Annotated in this window: 11 protein-coding genes; 6 read left to right on the top strand and 5 right to left on the bottom strand. The window is 62.5% G+C overall.

Features of this window, described 5'->3' with window-relative positions; translation table 11 throughout:
* Positions 1–236: 236 nt before the first annotated feature.
* The gene (locus QF036_RS11850; protein ID WP_307102031.1) at positions 237–947 is read left to right on the top strand and encodes a GNAT family N-acetyltransferase; all 711 of its coding nucleotides are present in this window, start codon (positions 237–239) and stop codon (positions 945–947) included.
* 907 nt (positions 948–1,854) lie between these two features.
* Here QF036_RS11850 and QF036_RS11845 read toward each other — a convergent pair.
* Positions 1,855–2,334 (bottom strand): HAD domain-containing protein, encoded by a 480-nt coding sequence (locus tag QF036_RS11845; protein ID WP_307102029.1) that lies wholly within the window; start codon positions 2,332–2,334, stop codon positions 1,855–1,857.
* A gap of 119 nt (positions 2,335–2,453) precedes the next feature.
* Between QF036_RS11845 and QF036_RS11840 the strand changes: the two genes are divergently transcribed.
* A complete protein-coding gene (locus tag QF036_RS11840) occupies positions 2,454–2,582 on the top strand; it encodes a hypothetical protein (protein WP_307102026.1) in 129 nt (42 codons plus the stop codon).
* Between the two features lie 77 nt (positions 2,583–2,659).
* Here the strand turns inward: QF036_RS11840 and QF036_RS11835 are convergent, their stop codons facing one another.
* Entirely contained in the window at positions 2,660–4,957 is a 2,298-nt protein-coding gene (locus QF036_RS11835) for an nSTAND1 domain-containing NTPase (protein WP_307102024.1), read from the bottom strand.
* A gap of 800 nt (positions 4,958–5,757) precedes the next feature.
* Between QF036_RS11835 and QF036_RS11830 the strand changes: the two genes are divergently transcribed.
* Positions 5,758–6,858 (top strand): IS110 family transposase, encoded by a 1,101-nt coding sequence (locus QF036_RS11830; RefSeq protein WP_307102022.1) that lies wholly within the window; start codon positions 5,758–5,760, stop codon positions 6,856–6,858.
* 620 nt (positions 6,859–7,478) lie between these two features.
* On the opposite strand, the gene QF036_RS11825 is transcribed toward QF036_RS11830, so the two are convergent.
* The gene (locus QF036_RS11825; protein WP_307102019.1) at positions 7,479–7,679 is read right to left on the bottom strand and encodes a hypothetical protein; all 201 of its coding nucleotides are present in this window, start codon (positions 7,677–7,679) and stop codon (positions 7,479–7,481) included.
* 645 nt (positions 7,680–8,324) lie between these two features.
* On the opposite strand from QF036_RS11825, the gene QF036_RS11820 reads away from it, so the two are divergent.
* The 3 genes from QF036_RS11820 to QF036_RS11810 are packed head-to-tail and all read left to right on the top strand — an operon-like array spanning position 8,325 to position 13,760.
* Positions 8,325–9,872: a zinc ribbon domain-containing protein gene (locus tag QF036_RS11820; RefSeq protein ID WP_307102018.1), complete on the top strand. Its 1,548-nt coding sequence runs from the start codon at positions 8,325–8,327 to the stop codon at positions 9,870–9,872.
* A 3-nt stretch (positions 9,873–9,875) separates the two neighbouring features.
* A complete protein-coding gene (locus tag QF036_RS11815; RefSeq protein WP_307102016.1) occupies positions 9,876–11,483 on the top strand; it encodes a serine/threonine-protein kinase in 1,608 nt (535 codons plus the stop codon).
* Between the two features lie 9 nt (positions 11,484–11,492).
* Positions 11,493–13,760: an ATP-binding cassette domain-containing protein gene (locus tag QF036_RS11810; protein ID WP_307102014.1), complete on the top strand. Its 2,268-nt coding sequence runs from the start codon at positions 11,493–11,495 to the stop codon at positions 13,758–13,760.
* 69 nt (positions 13,761–13,829) lie between these two features.
* Here QF036_RS11810 and QF036_RS11805 read toward each other — a convergent pair whose 3' ends face one another.
* Both QF036_RS11805 and QF036_RS11800 read right to left on the bottom strand, forming a co-directional pair.
* Complete coding sequence (locus QF036_RS11805) at positions 13,830–14,150, bottom strand: hypothetical protein (RefSeq protein ID WP_307102012.1); 321 nt, start codon at positions 14,148–14,150, stop codon at positions 13,830–13,832.
* 15 nt (positions 14,151–14,165) lie between these two features.
* Positions 14,166–16,322 carry an amylo-alpha-1,6-glucosidase gene (locus QF036_RS11800; protein ID WP_307105897.1) on the bottom strand — a complete coding sequence of 719 codons (2,157 nt, stop codon included), beginning with the start codon at positions 16,320–16,322 and terminating at the stop codon, positions 14,166–14,168.
* Positions 16,323–16,841: the final 519 nt, after the last annotated feature.

Raw genomic sequence — 16,841 nt, 5'->3', positions numbered from 1 at the left:
TCTCCTTCGGGAACCAGGAGCCTTCACGCCCCCTCCGCTCCCATTGCCAACGGGAGCAGGCTCTTGCTAAGCATTCACTTTGCCGACAACTTACCCTAGTAAAACCCTGTGGGAGCCAAGTAGCTGACCAGGATGATGGTCCCGGCGACGGCGACTGCTGGAGGGCCCTCCATGCAGCTCCCGCCAGGTCGACAATCGGCTATACAACAGCACCGTTGTCATGAATCAGGAGAAACATGTCTACGCAAATGAACGAATATGCTCAGCCCATCGGTCAGCCCATGCCCGATTGGACCACGCGTCCCGCACCCGGACGTGTCACTATCGAAGGACAATTTTGCCGCCTGGAGCCACTAAGCGCAGACCGGCACGCGGAAGACCTGTATGCCGCCTACTCTCTCGCTGCTGACGGCAGGGACTGGACATACATGCCGGTCGGCCCGTTCAATCGCAAAGAGGACTATCGAACGTACGTAGCGGCCGCTATAAAAGCGGATGACCCCATGCACTTCGCAGTGATCGACCTCAACAGCGGTAAAGCGGTAGGTACGCTCGCCTTAATGCGTCAGGATCCCACCAATGGGGTCATCGAAGTTGGTTACGTTGCATTCTCGCCCCGGCTCAAGCAAACTCCGCTGGCCACCGAAGCGCAATTCCTCTTGATGTCCTACGTCTTTGAAAGGCTCAGCTACCGGCGCTACGAGTGGAAATGCGACAGTCTCAACGCCCCGTCCAGGAGAGCTGCACAACGACTCGGCTTCACTTTCGAGGGCATCTTCCGCCAGGCCTTGGTCTACAAGGGGCGTAACCGCGATACTGCCTGGTACTCCATCGTTGACTACGAATGGCCGAAGATTGGCAACGCTTTCCGGGCATGGCTTGAACCGCGGAACTTCGACGCGGACGGTAGCCAAAGGCGGTCCCTGTCGGACATGCGCTCAGCATAGGCAACCCCGGTCCTTTTTCAACACCCAGAAACAAAATGATGTCTAAGGCAATAGCGCAAAATGAACTCGGACGAACTTACCAACTGGTTGCTGGTCCCTAGTTGACGGACATCTTCTCGACGTTTCGTCCAGCCTCGTAGACAAGTGCGGGTCAACCCGGTCCGGACCACGCGCCCTTTCGTTCCATTGAGCTACATCTCAACTTGACGGCAGGCCACCACCAGGAAAGCGAGCGTCAGAATAGGAACTAAAATCTCATTTCCTGACGCCCGCTCTCGAAAGCCTCAGAACCTAACCTGACACTTGTAGCCGGAAGTTCGGGTGTCAGGTTGTAGACCAAGGACAACCGTGAATCTAGGCGGCTTCGTCAGTCCTTGATCGGCGACGGACGATCCACTGGTTTCCCCATCCATAAGCGGGTTGCTCGTGATTCCCTAGGCCGCTCGGGGATGGCGGGGGTGTTTTCGGTAGCTGCCTGTCCTTTCCCGTAACTCATGGTCCCATCGCCCAGCTTGGGCGCAGCAGGGTGGTTCCTCGGTCCTGATCTGTGTGCAGGGCCGGCGACGGCTGGGGGGAGATGCCCCGGTCTCAGAGGGCACTCACGTCGCCGGCCCCGTCTCACTCCGGACAACCTGAGTTACCGGATGGGCTTCAACACGACTTCCGCCCACTTTGATTTAACTCCCGAGCGGGGCGGACGGCACGCATGGGTGGTACCTGTTTTCCTTTCCGCACGATTACGCGTCTACACAGAGCAAGCATGGGCGGGGCCACGTGCACCAGGCGTACCCGATCTTCGCCTCCCGGGAATTCACCCGCGGCTACCCTTGCTTCAGACCGTTAGCGCTGAACACGGCCGCGGGCGCGGATTCATTTAAGAGCGGCATGAAATACGAAACCGGGCGGGTCAGATGCCATCCACGAATGACTCGACAGATGCGACCTGCTCTTTGGTCAGCCCCTCCTCCGGCGACGTCTTCTCCAGGTGTACCGGCTGGCTGAATCCGTCCGCCCACTCGTGTGCGTCCGGGCCGAGCACGTCGTCGATCCACACCAGCGCGTCCCAACCGGCCTCTCCGTCAGCGTCCTTCCGGGCAAGCCACTCGGTCACCGCCCGCAGCTTCGGTGTGGGCTCATCGACGTCGCTCTCACGCATCTCCAACTCCACGCGCACGGGTTCCGTCTCGAGCTGCAGTTGCGACTCCAGCTCCTCGGTCAGGTCCTCGGGTGATGTCGACACCCACGCGATCTGTCCGCATTTGGCGAGTCTCCGGACCAGCGACGCCTTCGCCTCCGGCAGTGACCGCTCGGAACTCTCGCCGTCGTCGTTCGGATGCGCCACAGGATTCAGCACTCCCTCAATGTCCAGCAGGATCAGCGGTTTCATACCGCGAGACTAGCCTGCACCCCGGTCCTGCGATAGCCGCAGACAGAATCCCCCTGCTCCGCCACCCGGTGCCGCTGTCAGGCCTTCCGGATGTAGAAACCTGCCCGCAGAATGGGCCCATGGCCGCCATAGACGTCTTCATTGCATCCACCGGGCAGGCGGGCGTGGTCGGGCGCCTGCTCCACGCCGCCGAAATGCTCATAGAGGCAGCGGATGACACGTCATTGAAGGCGCAACTAGCGGCATGACATTATGCCCTTCAGATTATGAGGTGACCTTCGTTGGCGGGATCTACAACCGCGCTGTACGGTCAGTCTGCCAGATGCTATCTAGCGGCCATCCGGAGCGACTGCAGCAGCGCTCCTGGCAGTACTGTCTGCCTCGTCATGGGGTTGCGAACGGGTTCTGTCAGTACGTGCGAGGCAAGGACTTGCTTCGCACCGGGCATTCCGCCGCCAAACCTGGCTCCGCGCAGTATCGGCTGGACCTCAGATGCCGGCAGCATTGACGTTGCCTGGCAGGTTCCCGCAGTTGCCTCTTCCGCTGTCATCGACGCTTGCACGAAACCGAAAATGGCAACCGCTGCTATCAGGGTCACGACCGCCAGCACTGCTCTAAGCACACGGGCGCCTTTCCGCAGTTCCGCCGCTTGCCTCTCTGCCGCTTCCTGCTTGTCTCTCGCGGCCTTTAGTTCGGCTTGTTTCGCTGCGACAATTCGATCGTTCTCCCGTCGTCTGGAGGCGATCAGGAAACTCCGCACATTCTTTAGGCGGTTCCTGAAGGCGGGCTTCGAGGCCAGCGACTCTGCACCGGTCAGCCGGGCGCCCTCCAGTAGCCAGGCGTGGCCCCGACCGCTGCCCTCCCACGCCGCTGCGGCGCGTTCAAGATTGTCGGCTTCCTTCAAATCCTCCCGTTCAGTTGCCAGCCACTGGGCCAACTCCTTCCACTGGCGCAGCAAACTCTCCAGCGCCACCTCAACAACGATCTCGCCGCCCCGTACATCTTCAATCAGCAAGCGCCTGGCCACTAACGTGTCAATCAGCGGACGGGCCTGCGCCGGAAGATCCACCAGACGTGCCACCCTGCGCGTTGGCTGATCATTGTCGGGGTTTATGGTAGCCAGCCATGGAATAAACGCCGAGTGCAGGTTCGCAAGCTGGGACTCACGCGCGATGGGGTCACGGGCGAGCACGGCGTCGATTTCGGTCTGCACTACGCTGCTCATGCCGCCAATGGCCTCGTATCCGTCCAAGGTCAGCTCACCGGCGCCCTCGAAGTCGGCGTACAACCGGGCTAGGGTCAATGAGAGCAGCGGCAGAGTGTCCGCGCCCTCGGCGGACTCAGCCAGAAGCCGCTCAGTTAGATCAGGCTGCACCCGCAGGGGCCGTCCTGCCGCCGTGGACCGTGCGGCGGGTCCGAGGATAACCTCCTTGAACTGGGCAACGGGCATCGGTTTCAGCTCATCAAATACCCGACTGCCTAGGTCCGCCAACTCTGGAGCAGTCTGCATCATCTCGTACCGGTCGGCCCGGATAGTGCCCGCCACAATCAGCGCGGGCGCGGCCCCGTCCCGAGTGCGGAGTAGTAGCCGGCCTAGGAGCCGTAGGAACTGGGTTGCTTGTGGTCCCGCATCCACACTGAATAGTTCCTCCGCCTGATCCAGCGGCAAAACCAGCGTTGGTTTCGGCGTCGTTGGCACGTCCGCCGGCAGCCGGGACGCTGCCGCCGATCTCGCCTCTTCCAACCACTGCAGGAGCGGTTCCGAGTCGACGGCGACGCAAGCATCCTTGATTTCCGCAAGTACTGGTCGGTCCAATCCCAGACTGCTGCGAAGAGCATGGAGTGAGTGGGCGAAGCCACGCTCCCCGGTCAGTGCATTGCGCTCGGGGCGCATGATCTCCAACACCGCAAAGTGGCGGTCGTCCCGTCTTAGCCGGGGCAATAGGCCTGCCCGTAAGAACGACGACTTCCCGGCGCCGGAAGGACCCAAAATCATGAACAGCGACTCGATGCCGGAACTGCGCATACCACGCAACTCATCTAAGCCCCTGACAATCTGTCCGTCGCGGCCAAAGAACACCGCCGCGTCCCATTCCTCCAGCGGTTGCCAGCCTCGGTAAGGTGCCCGGTCCGGATCATTCGTTGGAGGCCAGACAAAATGCTCAGCACCGATCCCTGCCTTGCGAAGACCCCTGTATAACCGCTGGAGGCCTTCTGTCTGGAATGAGACGAAACGGTCCATGCCATCAACCGGAATCTTTGTGCTTAAGCCCTCACCGAAGAGGTCGCATCGCTGCCATTCCCCAGTGATACCCCCTTCAGTAAGGGGCTCCAGCCGGGCACACAGAATGAGTTTGTTGAGGGACTCCGCCGTGCGGAACTCGGTTCTGCATTCGGCCGAAGCTTCCCAGTCTCGCGAGAGCAGGCAGATCACTGCCTCACACCGTGCATTAGACCGCCTGAGTGCTTCCTTCCACCGCTCGCCGGGCTGGATCCCGGTTACAGGATCCAAATCCAAAAAGATCTCACCTTCGAGGCTAAGGTCCTGCTCGACCAGCCAACGCTTCAACGCGACAGCCTGAAGAGTGTCGCGACTCGAATGACTAAGGAATACGCGTGACATATCAACACCCCCGCTTCAAGATTATTCTCGGCGGATGAGCAAGCCCTTGGCGTCATCGACTCGAAGGCCGGCTCGGTAATGCCTTGAAATCCGACACCACAGTAACGAGCCCACGGGCGCCCACGATTCGGATCACCGCAAAAAACCGCGGCAACAGGTAATAGGTCACGCCGTGAATCCGCTCGGGTCCGAGCACATCGTCCAACCGGGAAAAGCTTCTTCCCATGGCGTCAATGTTGCACCCGCGACCATTTCACGGCAATGAGTGGGAGCGGAGACGCCCGGCTTAAACTGCTCCTGCGGATGGATACATGGCTAATGCCTAATCTCGTGCATGGCTACATGTCGCTAGAAGGGAACTCTGAAAGTCCTCCGAGTTCCGGATGCACCTGACCGAGCCGGACAAGCTGAGACAATAAGGCATCCCTGTTACCTCACGTCAATAGGTGCCGGAAGGCTGCTTCGTTGCCTCATATGAAAAGGTCCGTTTAGGGGGCGGGTTGAACCAGGTGTTGACCTAGACGATATGAGGTAGGAGGACCCGGCCCTCGTGAAGCCCGGAACCTTCTGGAGTCCATTTTCGCCGGGGCCGATCCGGACCGCCAGCCTGCCAGGGGGTGTTGTGCCATGTGTGGGGTGGTGGCGTTCCGGATCGTGTATTACCCGGCGCTGATGGCCTCTATCAGAAGGTTCGGGGAGGATGTGCCCGGGGCTGGAACCTCCTTTCAAAGCAAGACGTGGGTTGCCTGCCACACTTGGCGGACAGGTAGAGCCACATTTGAAAATTGGAGGTTCCAGCTATGTTCGAGCGTACAAGCGTTGGCCTGGATGTCCATGCCCGAACGGTCGTTGCCGGCGCATTGGACGCGCAGACCGGTGAAGTAATCCCGCACCGCATGACTCCGGATTATGCCGAAATTCTCGGTTGGATCGTGTCGCTCCCGTCGCCGGTGAGAGTTGTCTATGAAGCCGGGCCCACGGGGTTCGGGTTGGCCCGGTTCCTGCTGACTGCCGGCATCGACACGCTTGTGGCGGCCCCGTCCAAACTTCAGCGCCCGTCCGGGGACAGGGTGAAGACCGATGCGAAAGATGCGCTGCATCTGGCCCGCCTGCTGAAGCTGGGCGAGATCACCGCGGTCCGGATCCCCTCTGCGGATCAGGAAGCGGCCCGGGATCTGGTCCGCTCCCGGGAAGACGTCAGGGGCGATCTGATGCGTGCCCGGCACCGGATCTCGAAACTCCTTTTGCGGCAGGGAATCGTCTATTCCGGCGGCAGAGCGTGGACCGGTATCCACGACCTCTGGCTGGCCCGGCAACATTTTGATGCCCCCGCAAGGCAACTGACCTACGAGTCCTCCCTGGAGGCCTTACATGAGATTTCGGACCGGCGCGACCGTCTTGACGAGGCGATCACCGCGATGGCCTACGGCAGTGACTACACCCCGGTCGTCAGGGCGCTGCAGTGCCTGCGCGGCATTTCAACCTTGACCGCGTTCGGCCTCGCCGTGGAGATCGGTGACTGGGACCGGTTTACTGGCTCCACGATCGGCGCCTATCTCGGCCTGGTACCGACTGAGCATTCCTCCGGCGCGTCCCGATCCTTGGGCTCCATCACCAAGACAGGCAACACCCACGCCCGCCGGCTTCTTGTCGAGGCCGCCTGGCATCACCGTCGACCATACAACAGCCCCTCACGGCTGATGCGCCCCCGCTGGGAGGAAGCCACCACGGAGGCAAGAACCCGCGGCCATGCCGGAAACCGGCGCCTGCACAACCGTTGGATCAGTTACCTCGAACGCCGCAAACGACCGGTCATCGCCAACGTCGCCATCGCCCGAGAATTATCTGGCTGGTGCTGGTCCCTGGCCACCGGACAGCTCGAGACACCTACATCCACATAACTAAAGATTCCGTTCCCCTCCGGGGGCACGGAAAACCTGCCGAGGACGCCCCCTGACTGTCCACGTGGTTCACCTTGCAGCGCGTGGAATAAACCCGCGAACCAACTATGAGCAGCCCTAACGGCCACGCCCGTGATTCCTAGACCAGCGGTAACCTCCAGCCGAACAACTCGTCCTGCGGTAACCAACCCGCGCATATCAGTCTGACCGCGCCGTCGCCAACGACACGCTAACCACTGACACCAGCACGGCCCGTCCCTGGCAGCAAACAAACGAAGCGGTCCCAGGCAACCAGCCCGGGACCGCTTCGCCCTGCCTCTTGACACAACCGATCTACATATCAGTTGTCGCAGGGGCGGGTTTTTGCTTGGGTGGGGTTTCCAATTCGCAGGTGAGGCCAGGATCTGCTGGGACAATGCTGCGGGTTTGAGGCGTTGGACTGGGCGTTCATGGCGATGACGCGGCACTTCCGGGTCCCGGGTTTGTGATGGCGCGTTGATGTGGCGTGAGCGCGGCGTCGTGTTTCTTCACCACTCTGCCCCGTGGCGTTCCTTGCACACCAGCTTCTGCTGCGGTAGCAGGTCACCCTGGCCCAGTTCTTCTGCTCCACATGAGCCCCGTCATTCTTGTTCCCGGGCCGGGACCGGGTGAACGCGATCTGCTGCGCATGGCAATAGGCAAAACAGGTAGTCATTGATGAACTCCGATCCGTTGTCCGAATCAATCCCCAACACCGGGAACGGGAACCGGCCCAGTGCGTACTGCAGCGCCGCGAACACCCATTTCTGGCCTTGTTCGGCACCGACCGGTTCACGGTCCACTCCGTCGCGATATCCGTCACGGTCAGCGTGAGGCAAAACTGCCCCGAGGCCACCCCGCCCTCATGCCCGACCAGATCGAGAGCCTCAATAATCCTGGGCCCGAAGCGCCCGCGCCCGCACTGGGGTGCAGGCGCGCCGCGCATAATCCCGGTTCCAGCCCGTCAGCTCCACCAGTTCATCAAGGATCCGCACTTTCTCCAGCCGGCTCCCGCGGGCATACGCCCGCGCCTTGATCACCGTGACGGCCTTGCGCTGGCTTATCGTCAGTCCCCCTCAAGGATGTCCGCGCCTTGCCTCTTCCCGGACCTTTTCCAATGAGGCAACGTATCCCGCTACGCGGACCTTTCGCATGAGTCCACGCAGCATCTTCCGGTGCACTGCGGCGCGTGCTAGCCTCACCCCTATAGTTTCATCTAGCGGTCTCACCATACGGTCCGGGTCACCCTGACCGTCAATGGAACGAGGCGCGTGCCAATGGAAACTGTGGACTTGAACAGAGAAACCGTGCTCCGACTTCCTGTCGTGCACTCGCTCGATTTGCTGCTCAAAGTATTGCTTGCCGTCGTCATCGCGGCAGGCCTGACCGGCGCCAGTAGCCCCGCCCCATCGCCAACGCCATCGCCAACGCCAACTATGCAAAGCGGCATGGAGGGATCCAAGGCGGCCCTGGTCCGGATCGAGCTCGTGGCAGTGGCGGAGATCGCACACATTGACCACTCCAGCGGGGAGGTGGAAATCGCCCGGGGCCGGTCCATAGTGCCGTTGCGGTCCGCCACCGGGATCCTGCTCTCTGCTGACGGGATCGTGGCGACTACTTGGGAGAGCCTCGCCCTCGACAAGGACACCGTCGCCGCATACGCCGCAAACGAGCTCTTTGCCTCAAAAATGCACGTACCGATTCTCGGCAACAACGGGAACCGCGCCCGTCGGGGCTACACTCCGGACGCTCACTGGGGACCACACCTTCAACACTGCTATAAGCAGGTGACGCACTGCGTCCTCTTCAGCGTGGCGCAGTACCACGTGCGGACATACACGTCCAAGCCCGGAGACGTCGTCGCCGAGCTGCTCAACGCGCCGTCTAAGCCCAACGACGTGGCCCTTCTTCGAATCAGCGGGGGTGGCGCTGCGCCAACCGCCAGCCTCGCCCCGACCGCCGCAGCGTCTAAGGTCGACGGCATGCTGCTTGGCTTTACGCAGCGCCCGACCCCGAAAGTGGCTCCCGTTCAGCTTCCCACCAAAGTAGACGCGACAGCTGCCCGCATTCAGTCCGCTACAAACCTCGCCGCGCCACTGCTCGCCGGCGTGGCGAGCGGTCCGGTTGTCGATCGTGCGACCGGACAGGTCCTCGGCCTCGCAGGTTCGCGACAACCTGATGGTGGGGCCACTCTCGTACCCGCTGCCGCCATCCGGGCCGCGCTGGTGAAGACCGGCCTCCAAACGTCGCCTTCGCGGTTTGACGCGGTATTCCGCCGGGGCATCGACCATCTGGTGGCAGGCAACCAGGGCGGGTCAGCCGAAAGCGCGCTAGAGGAGTCTTTGACCTACTTCGACTCAGCCCTGGCAACGAACCGGCTCGCCGAAGCCCGGGCATTGGGGGCCAAACAGGCCTCGAAAGGCCAAGCACAGGCAGCGGGGGACAAAGAGACCGCAACCTCGTCGCCCGGGGCGCTCGTTCCCGTCCTCCTGGGCGCCCTGCTTCTAGCGGTTATCGGGGGAGCCATGGTGCTGGTGCGGCGGAGAGCTGCGTCGGCCACTGCTTCTGCCGCCAGCGGCAGCCGACCCGCGGCCTCTCATCCTCCGGCCTCCGGGGCCCTCAGGGCTGCGCCACAGGCCTCAGACCACTCCCGAGCGAGCGTAGAGCGGACCGAGTTGACGAAAGCTGCAGGGGACAATGATCGGCATGCCAGCCGGGGTAGCTCCCACTCCGTTCGAACTGACGCGGGAGAGCATCACAGCCCCGCGCAGCCACAGGCGCGCACTCATTTCGCTACACCTCCGGCCCCGGGGTCGGACTCTAACACCCACGCAAGCGCACAGCCAGGCGCGGGCGAAACCCGCTTTGCAGGCCCGCTTGCCCCTCGTGCCGTGGGTGGTGCCGTCGGTGAGGTGGCCGCGTTCTGTTTCAGGTGCGGCCGGCAGGTCCAGCCGGAATGGCGATTTTGTGTCAGTTGCGGTCAACGGATGGGTTGAGCCATGGGTTTGACGCCCAACTACCTCGATCCAGGGACGGAGTTGGCTGGCTACCGGATTGAGTCAATGATCGCCCGCGGCGGCATGGGTGTTGTGTACAGGGCACTTGACGTCCAACTCAGCCGCCCCGTGGCCCTGAAGCTCCTAGCGCCAGAACTCGCGGCAAACGATAAGTTCCGCCAACGGTTCGTCCGCGAGTCTAGGCTGGCAGCTTCCGTAGACCACCCCAATATTCTTCCCATCTACGGCGCCGGAGAATCGTCCGGGTTGCTATACATTGCCATGCGCTACGTGCGTGGCACGGATCTCAAAGAGGAGCTGGACACCCGCGGCGCCCTTCCGCTGACCGAAGTTATGCGCATCCTCGCAGACACGGCTTCCGCCCTCGACGCCGCACACGCGGCAGGGCTCGTGCATCGGGACATCAAACCAGGCAATATCCTGCTTTCCGACGACCGCGCCTATGGCCACCGGCACGTCTATCTAACCGACTTCGGGCTCACAAAGCGTGCTACCTCTGCCACGGGCGTAACGACGGCGGGCCACTTCCTTGGCACGCTGGATTACGTCGCCCCCGAGCAGATACGCGGCGAGGACGTTGACAACAGGGCAGACGTTTACGCCTTGGCATGCGTGGCATACACGTTGCTAGCAGGCCACCCACCGTTTGAGCACGACGACGACTCCGCCCAACTGTGGGCGCACATGACCGAGGAACCGCCGTTCCTTTGCGCGGAACGGCCGGAGCTCCCCTCCCTCATCGGGGTCGCCGTCCAAGCTGGCATGGCAAAAAAACGAGACGACCGGCCTGCCTCATGCGGCGCCCTCATCGGCATGATGGACCCCGTTCCAAGTCCGCCGACGCAGCCGCCGCCCGAGGCCCTTGCCAGTCCTGCCGGCTTCCTGCCGGACACAGACTACGACGGCACAGCCCGAGCCACGGGAGAAGCCTCCCCTCGCAGTCGAACGACAACCGGGTCGAGGCACCGCGCACTGGCACTGAAGCGGGGCCGCGCCTGGATGCTCGGATCCGTGGTGGCCGTGCTCGTCCTGATCCTCGCGGCTGCTCTGGTACTGCCACAGTTGCTCTCCGCTGAAGAGCGAGTGACCTTCCGCGCCAGTGACATCCCATACACGCTCGAAGTCCCCAGAAGCTGGACACCCCGCAGCCGAATGGGGGGTGATAGTACGGTCAGCGTTCTGTCTCCCGCAGACGTCACTGCGCTATTCGCTGACGAGCCGGACGCCCCTGCAGTTGTCGCCCGCATCGCAGGCCAGGACCCCGCCAGCGTCGTAGGGCTGACCATCTACCACCAGGCCGCTGTGGTCAGTGGCCAATCCCCAGCTACCCGCGTCAGCGTCGCCGAGGCACTTCTTCCCGGCAAGGACCCCCGCTTGGCAGACCGTGGTCCCGCCAAAATCGGGGAGGTTAAAGCACAGGTCATGGAAGGGACGCTTCCCCTCTCGTCCTCCGTTACCCTGCAGGTGCGCGTCTGCATCTTGGAGACGGATCCGCGCCAACTCCTCGTGTTCTTCGCGCCGACGTCACTCTTCGAGAAGAACAGCGCGGTCTTCGACAAGGTCGCCGATTCCCTGCGTCGAACAAGGTGAGGCAATGCCATGACTGACCGCACAACTCCATCCATGAGCGGAGCTTCGCTGCACATCCGCCTGAATGGGCATGACTGGAGCTTCCCGCCTGCACGGGCCATCGAAGTGGGTAGAGGACCTGAAGCCGATGTACGCCTCGATGACGAACGTGTAAGCCGCGGACACGTGCGCATATGGCATAGCGACGACGGTTGGTGGGTAGCCGATCAGACCAGCCGAAACGGCACGTGGATTGTGGGGAGGGAGCAGGCCATGGACCAGCCCGTGCCGCTCCGTCAAGAGGGTCTGCGACTGCGCCTTGGCGCGCTGGATGGACCGGAGCTGCTCCTCCGTGCCGAACCGGGGCGGCAGCCCACAAAACAGCGTGTACTCACCATAGGGCGGTCGCGATCGTCCGACATTGTTGTGGACGACCCCCTGGTGTCGCGGCGCCACGCCACAGTGGCGATCCAGGAATCAACAGTCCTCCGCGACGAAGGCAGCTTCAACGGCACCTTCCTGAATGGGGAGCGGCTCCGTGGCGAAGCCGAACTCCACACCGGTGACCACATCGGGGTAGGCTCGAGCACGCTTATCTGGAACGGCGCCGACATTGCGGCGCCCTCAGCCCATCGTCCGGTCTTTAGCGCCCGCCACTTGGAAGTCACGACGAAAGCGGGCGACCACCTACTGGACGACGTGGCCGTGACCGTGCCCGCCGGCACACTCGTAGCGGTCATCGGGCCGTCGGGTGCAGGAAAATCTACCCTTCTGGGTGCACTGACCGGCCTGCAACCAGCAACCCGAGGACGCGTGACCTGGAACGGTCGCGACCTCTACGCGGAGTACGCACAACTCAGGTTTCTGGTGGGACTCGTGCCTCAGGAGGACATCCTTCACCGCCAGCTCACGGTCCGGCGCGCCCTGCATTTCGCGGCGCAACTGCGCCTCCCACCCGACACGAGCACCAGGGAACTGGAGGAGCGGGTTGACCAGGTCGTCGCAGAGGTGGACCTGACAAAGCAAATGAACCAGCGGATCGACTCTCTGTCCGGAGGGCAGCGCAAGCGGACGTCGATTGCTTTAGAGTTGCTCACCGCCCCCCAGCTGCTATTCCTGGACGAACCCACCTCCGGGCTCGATCCCGGACTCGACAAGCAAGTCATGGGCAGCCTGCGCTCACTCGCCGACGCCGGCCGCGTCGTGCTGGTGGTCACCCACAGCGTCCTGGCCCTGGACGTGTGCGACCGCGTGCTGGTCCTTGCCCGAGGCGGACGAGTAGCGTTTTTCGGACCACCTGCAGAGGTGCTCCCATTCTTCGGCGTGGACAACTACCCCGCGGCCTTCGCGTCGTTGGAGGACCAGACGTGGGCAGGCCGGTACGCGCGCTCGCCCGCCCGGGACGCTTACCTGGGGCGTACGACTTCCGCAGCGGTTTCGCTTCCGGCAGGTGACTCGCCCCCGCCGCCACGTGCGGCTCCTCTGCGCCAGCTGTGGACGCTGACCCGCCGCAACGCGGCCGTCGTTGCGGCGGACCGGCTCTTCGTCGTTCTTCTCATTGGCATGCCGATGCTGCTGGCGTTGATGGCACATGCTTTTCCTGGTCAGGCAGGTCTCTCCGTCAACGAGGCCAAGGGCGATTTCAACCAGATCCAGCAGCGGCTGATTGTCCTCGTCGTCGGGGCCACGCTCATGGGCACGGCGCTCGCAGTACGGGAGTTGGTTGCAGAACGGCCCATCTACCGGCGAGAGCGGGCAGTCGGCCTGTCCCCTGGCGCATACCTGCTCAGCAAAGTCTTGGTTCTCGGAGTGCTGGTCGCGTGCCAGTGCGCGGTCTTCACCGTGCTCGCGCTTCTTGGACTCCCCGGTCCGGACGACGCCCTCGTGTTGGGTAACGGACACATCGAAGTTGCGGTAGCGGTGGCGGCTGTTGGCATCACCATGACCGTAGCCGGCCTCGTCGTCTCTGCCGCTGCGACGTCGACAGAACAAACCATGCCCGCACTAGTTGCCTTGATCATGGCGCAGCTTGTCCTGTGCGGTGGGCTGTTTACAATAGCCGGACGTGCCGGCTTGGAACAAGTGTCGTGGCTGCTGCCTGCACGCTTTGGCTACGCCGCGACAGCTGCGACCACGGGCCTCCAGAAGCCGCCCGTACCCGAGGCCGACCCGCTGTATGACCCAACCGCCCAGCAGTGGCTCATCGACATAGGGTTCCTGGGCATCCAAGCCTTGGCATTCCTCGCACTGGCGGCCTGGGCACTGCATCGCTCAGTGACCCGGAATGCCTGGAAATGAGTTTGCAGCTGACGGCTCCCCCATGTTTCCGTCAGCTGTTGTGCTGACCCGCTAGTCAGCCTCGCTGCCTCATTGGTCCGGTTCGTAGCGTGAATTGAATCTTTCGGCGGTCATAGCGTAGCCGTCCGTCCCGTTTTCGTTGTTAAACACGACGACGTCGCCCCTGTTGTAGCTGGTGCGGCCTTCCTTGGTGGCGGCGAAGACGTCTGCGTCGACGGTGTTGGTGTCGCCGTCGTCGTCCACCAGCCAGTCACCGGGCTTGCACTGCTGTTTCGCAATCCGTTCCGTAGACCAAATTGGTAAGTACTCCTTGATGTCTCCGGACTTCAACGCGACCGGGTGGCCGTGCCGAAACAAGGCGCAGTGAATTTCGGATTCACGAGAAATCACCCCGCATCGATCCTGCTACGCCTTTCCGCGCCTTGTAGCACGTTCCACGAGGTCCCGCGCCCAAGGGCGCGAACCCTGCCGGAGCACCATACCTTCGGGTAGCCCCCGGACAGACGCAGAGCATCCGGCGATGTCTATGGTGATACGGCCGCCTGCCATAGGAGCGTTGGTGATGTGCACACCGCCGTAGGATTCCGGGAGGACGGGATCCATCCATAGGCCGCCGAGGGCGACATCTGGGTAGTAACCCATCAGGCTCTTGACAAGCATAATGGGGGTGGTGGCAGCCCAGGCCTGGGGCGAGCAGGCTGTGGGGTACGGCACGGGTTCGTCGTAGTGCTCCCGGCTAAAGCCGCAGAACAGTTCGGGCAGTCGCCCATCCGAATATTCGGCCGCCTCAAGCAGGGCAGTTGCGATCCGCTGTGCCTCGGCTACGAAGCCGTAGCGAAGCAGACCGGCCGCGATGATCGCATTGTCATGCGGCCACACCGACCCGTTGTGATAGCTGGCGGGGTTGTAGGCGCCCATGTCGCTGGCCAGAGTGCGGACACCCCATCCGCTGAACATCTCAGGGGACATCAGGCGTTCCACTACGAGCGGGGCCTTGTCCTCATCGATGAGTCCGAACAGCAGACCATGACCCATGTTGGAAGCACAGGCATCAACCGGTCTCTTTCTGGCGTCCAGGGCAACGGCATAGTAGCCGTGCTCAGGCAGCCAAAACTGTTCATTGAACTGACTCTTCAGCCGTGCAGCGCGGTCTCGGTACTTCACGGCCAAGTCGGCGTCACCGGCATCATAGGCTATCCAGGAGCGCGCCAGGTACGCGCTATAGACATAGGCCTGCACCTCGCACAGCGCGATCGGAGGCTCGGCCAGCCTGCCGTCAGCAAAGTTGATGCCGTCCCAGGAGTCCTTCCATCCCTGGTTGATCAGCCCGCGGTCGTTGAGACGCTCGTACTCCACGAAACCGTCCCCATCCTTGTCCCCGTAGTCCTGGATCCAGTCCATGGCCCGGTCCACGTTGGGCATTAGTGACGCAATGGTATCCGCGGCGAATCCCCAGCGACTGACTTCCCCGAGCAAAGCCACGAACAACGGTGTGGCGTCGACGCTCCCGTAGTACGAGGACTTGCCGCCCAAGGACAACCTGCTGGACACGTCGAACCGAACTTCGTGCAGGATCTTGCCCGGCTCCTCCTCGCTCATCTCATCCACGACGCTGCCCTGGCGGTCAGCCAGCGTCTGGATAGTACCGACAGCCAGGGATGGGTCGACAGGCAGCGCCATGATCGAAGCCCATAACGAGTCCCTCCCGAACAGCGCCATGAACCATGGTGCGCCGGCAGCAACCACGACCCGTTCCGGGTGGTCAGGATCCTCGATGCGAAGCGCACCCAAATCGTCGTAGCTGCGCCGCAGCGTCCGCTCAATGGAGCGGTTACCCATCTGCACGACCGGGATACTGGACACCCACGCCTGCCGGCGCCGGTCCCTGGGCGACAAGCCGTCCCCGTCTCGGTGGACAAATGCAGTCGCGCAATCGGCCCCCTCGATGCTGGGTATCACGGTCAGGACCGCCGTCCAATGGCCGTGCGGCGGGACGGTCACGCGGTACGTGAGCGCCTCCGGCGTAATGTCTGCTCCCGGGGCTTGGATGGCCACACCCTTCCGGATGTCCTGCCAGCCGGCCCGGATAGTGAGTGCGTCGCCATCAATCTGGCGGATTTCATCCCAACGCCGCTGTATGCGTGCTTCTTTCACCTCGAAGAGGTCCGCGAAGTCCGCTTCAGCTTTAAAGGAAACAATGCACTCGGCAGGGGTTGCTAAGTAGTTTCTGACAGTGATCTGCTCGAGGATTCCGGCACCTACCTCACGGAGTCGTTCAACGATCAGCGGGCTGTCTGCGTATCCATCCGAGCGATGTACCCGGCCGACGAAAAAACCACGGTAAGGCTCCTTGGTCTTGGCGGCCAAGGGCTCCAGCGGCTGGCCGTTAACCGTCAGATTCCAGCGGGATAGGATACGTGTATCTTCGACGAAAACCCCGTGCGGGGACTCAGGCTGGAGATCTCCGCTATCCGATGAGATGCAAAAGGAGGCCCCCTCTATCAAGGTGATCGTTGCGGAACCGAGGGGCCCGGCAGCAGTGTCAGCATTCCATCCAGCCATCGGCTCCTCCAAGGATTGACTGCAACGGGCTCAGCAGACGATGCCCTTGTGTTCGGTCGAACCAGGCGATCGCTGCCTTGATTGTCAAAACGACGCTACGCCTGTGCACGAGGTGATGCCAGCCCCGCGTTCAAAAGCTTGGTGACGGCGCATGGGTGCCTCAAGTTTGACTCCGCCCAGTTTAGGCGTGCCAGCGAACGGTAGCGGCGTATGTCACGTGGATGGATTGATCATGCCCGAACTCGCGACCGTGAATCTGCAGTACACACTGATCGGTCCCACACCGGGCAAACTTCACGACACCGTAATCGGGTGTAATGCGGCAGACCCGCATCTGCTGTATCCGGCCGGGCCAGTAATCCCCTGACCACGGCCTGACGAACCGTCTGCTGCCAGCCTGTCTGGGCAAGAAGAGCGGCTCACTTTCTCTCCGGCGTGGCAAACTCCGCCGGTATCTTCCGGATGGCAGTGGCTGCCTCAGCGGGCCTGGAGGTGGTTGAATCGGTGAGTGCCACAGTC

Origin of the sequence: Arthrobacter globiformis (genome assembly GCF_030817195.1) — a bacterium.
GTDB lineage: Bacteria > Actinomycetota > Actinomycetes > Actinomycetales > Micrococcaceae > Arthrobacter > Arthrobacter globiformis_D.
The sequence above is the reverse complement of the archived record's forward strand: the minus strand, read 5'-3'. Positions and strand labels throughout refer to the sequence as shown.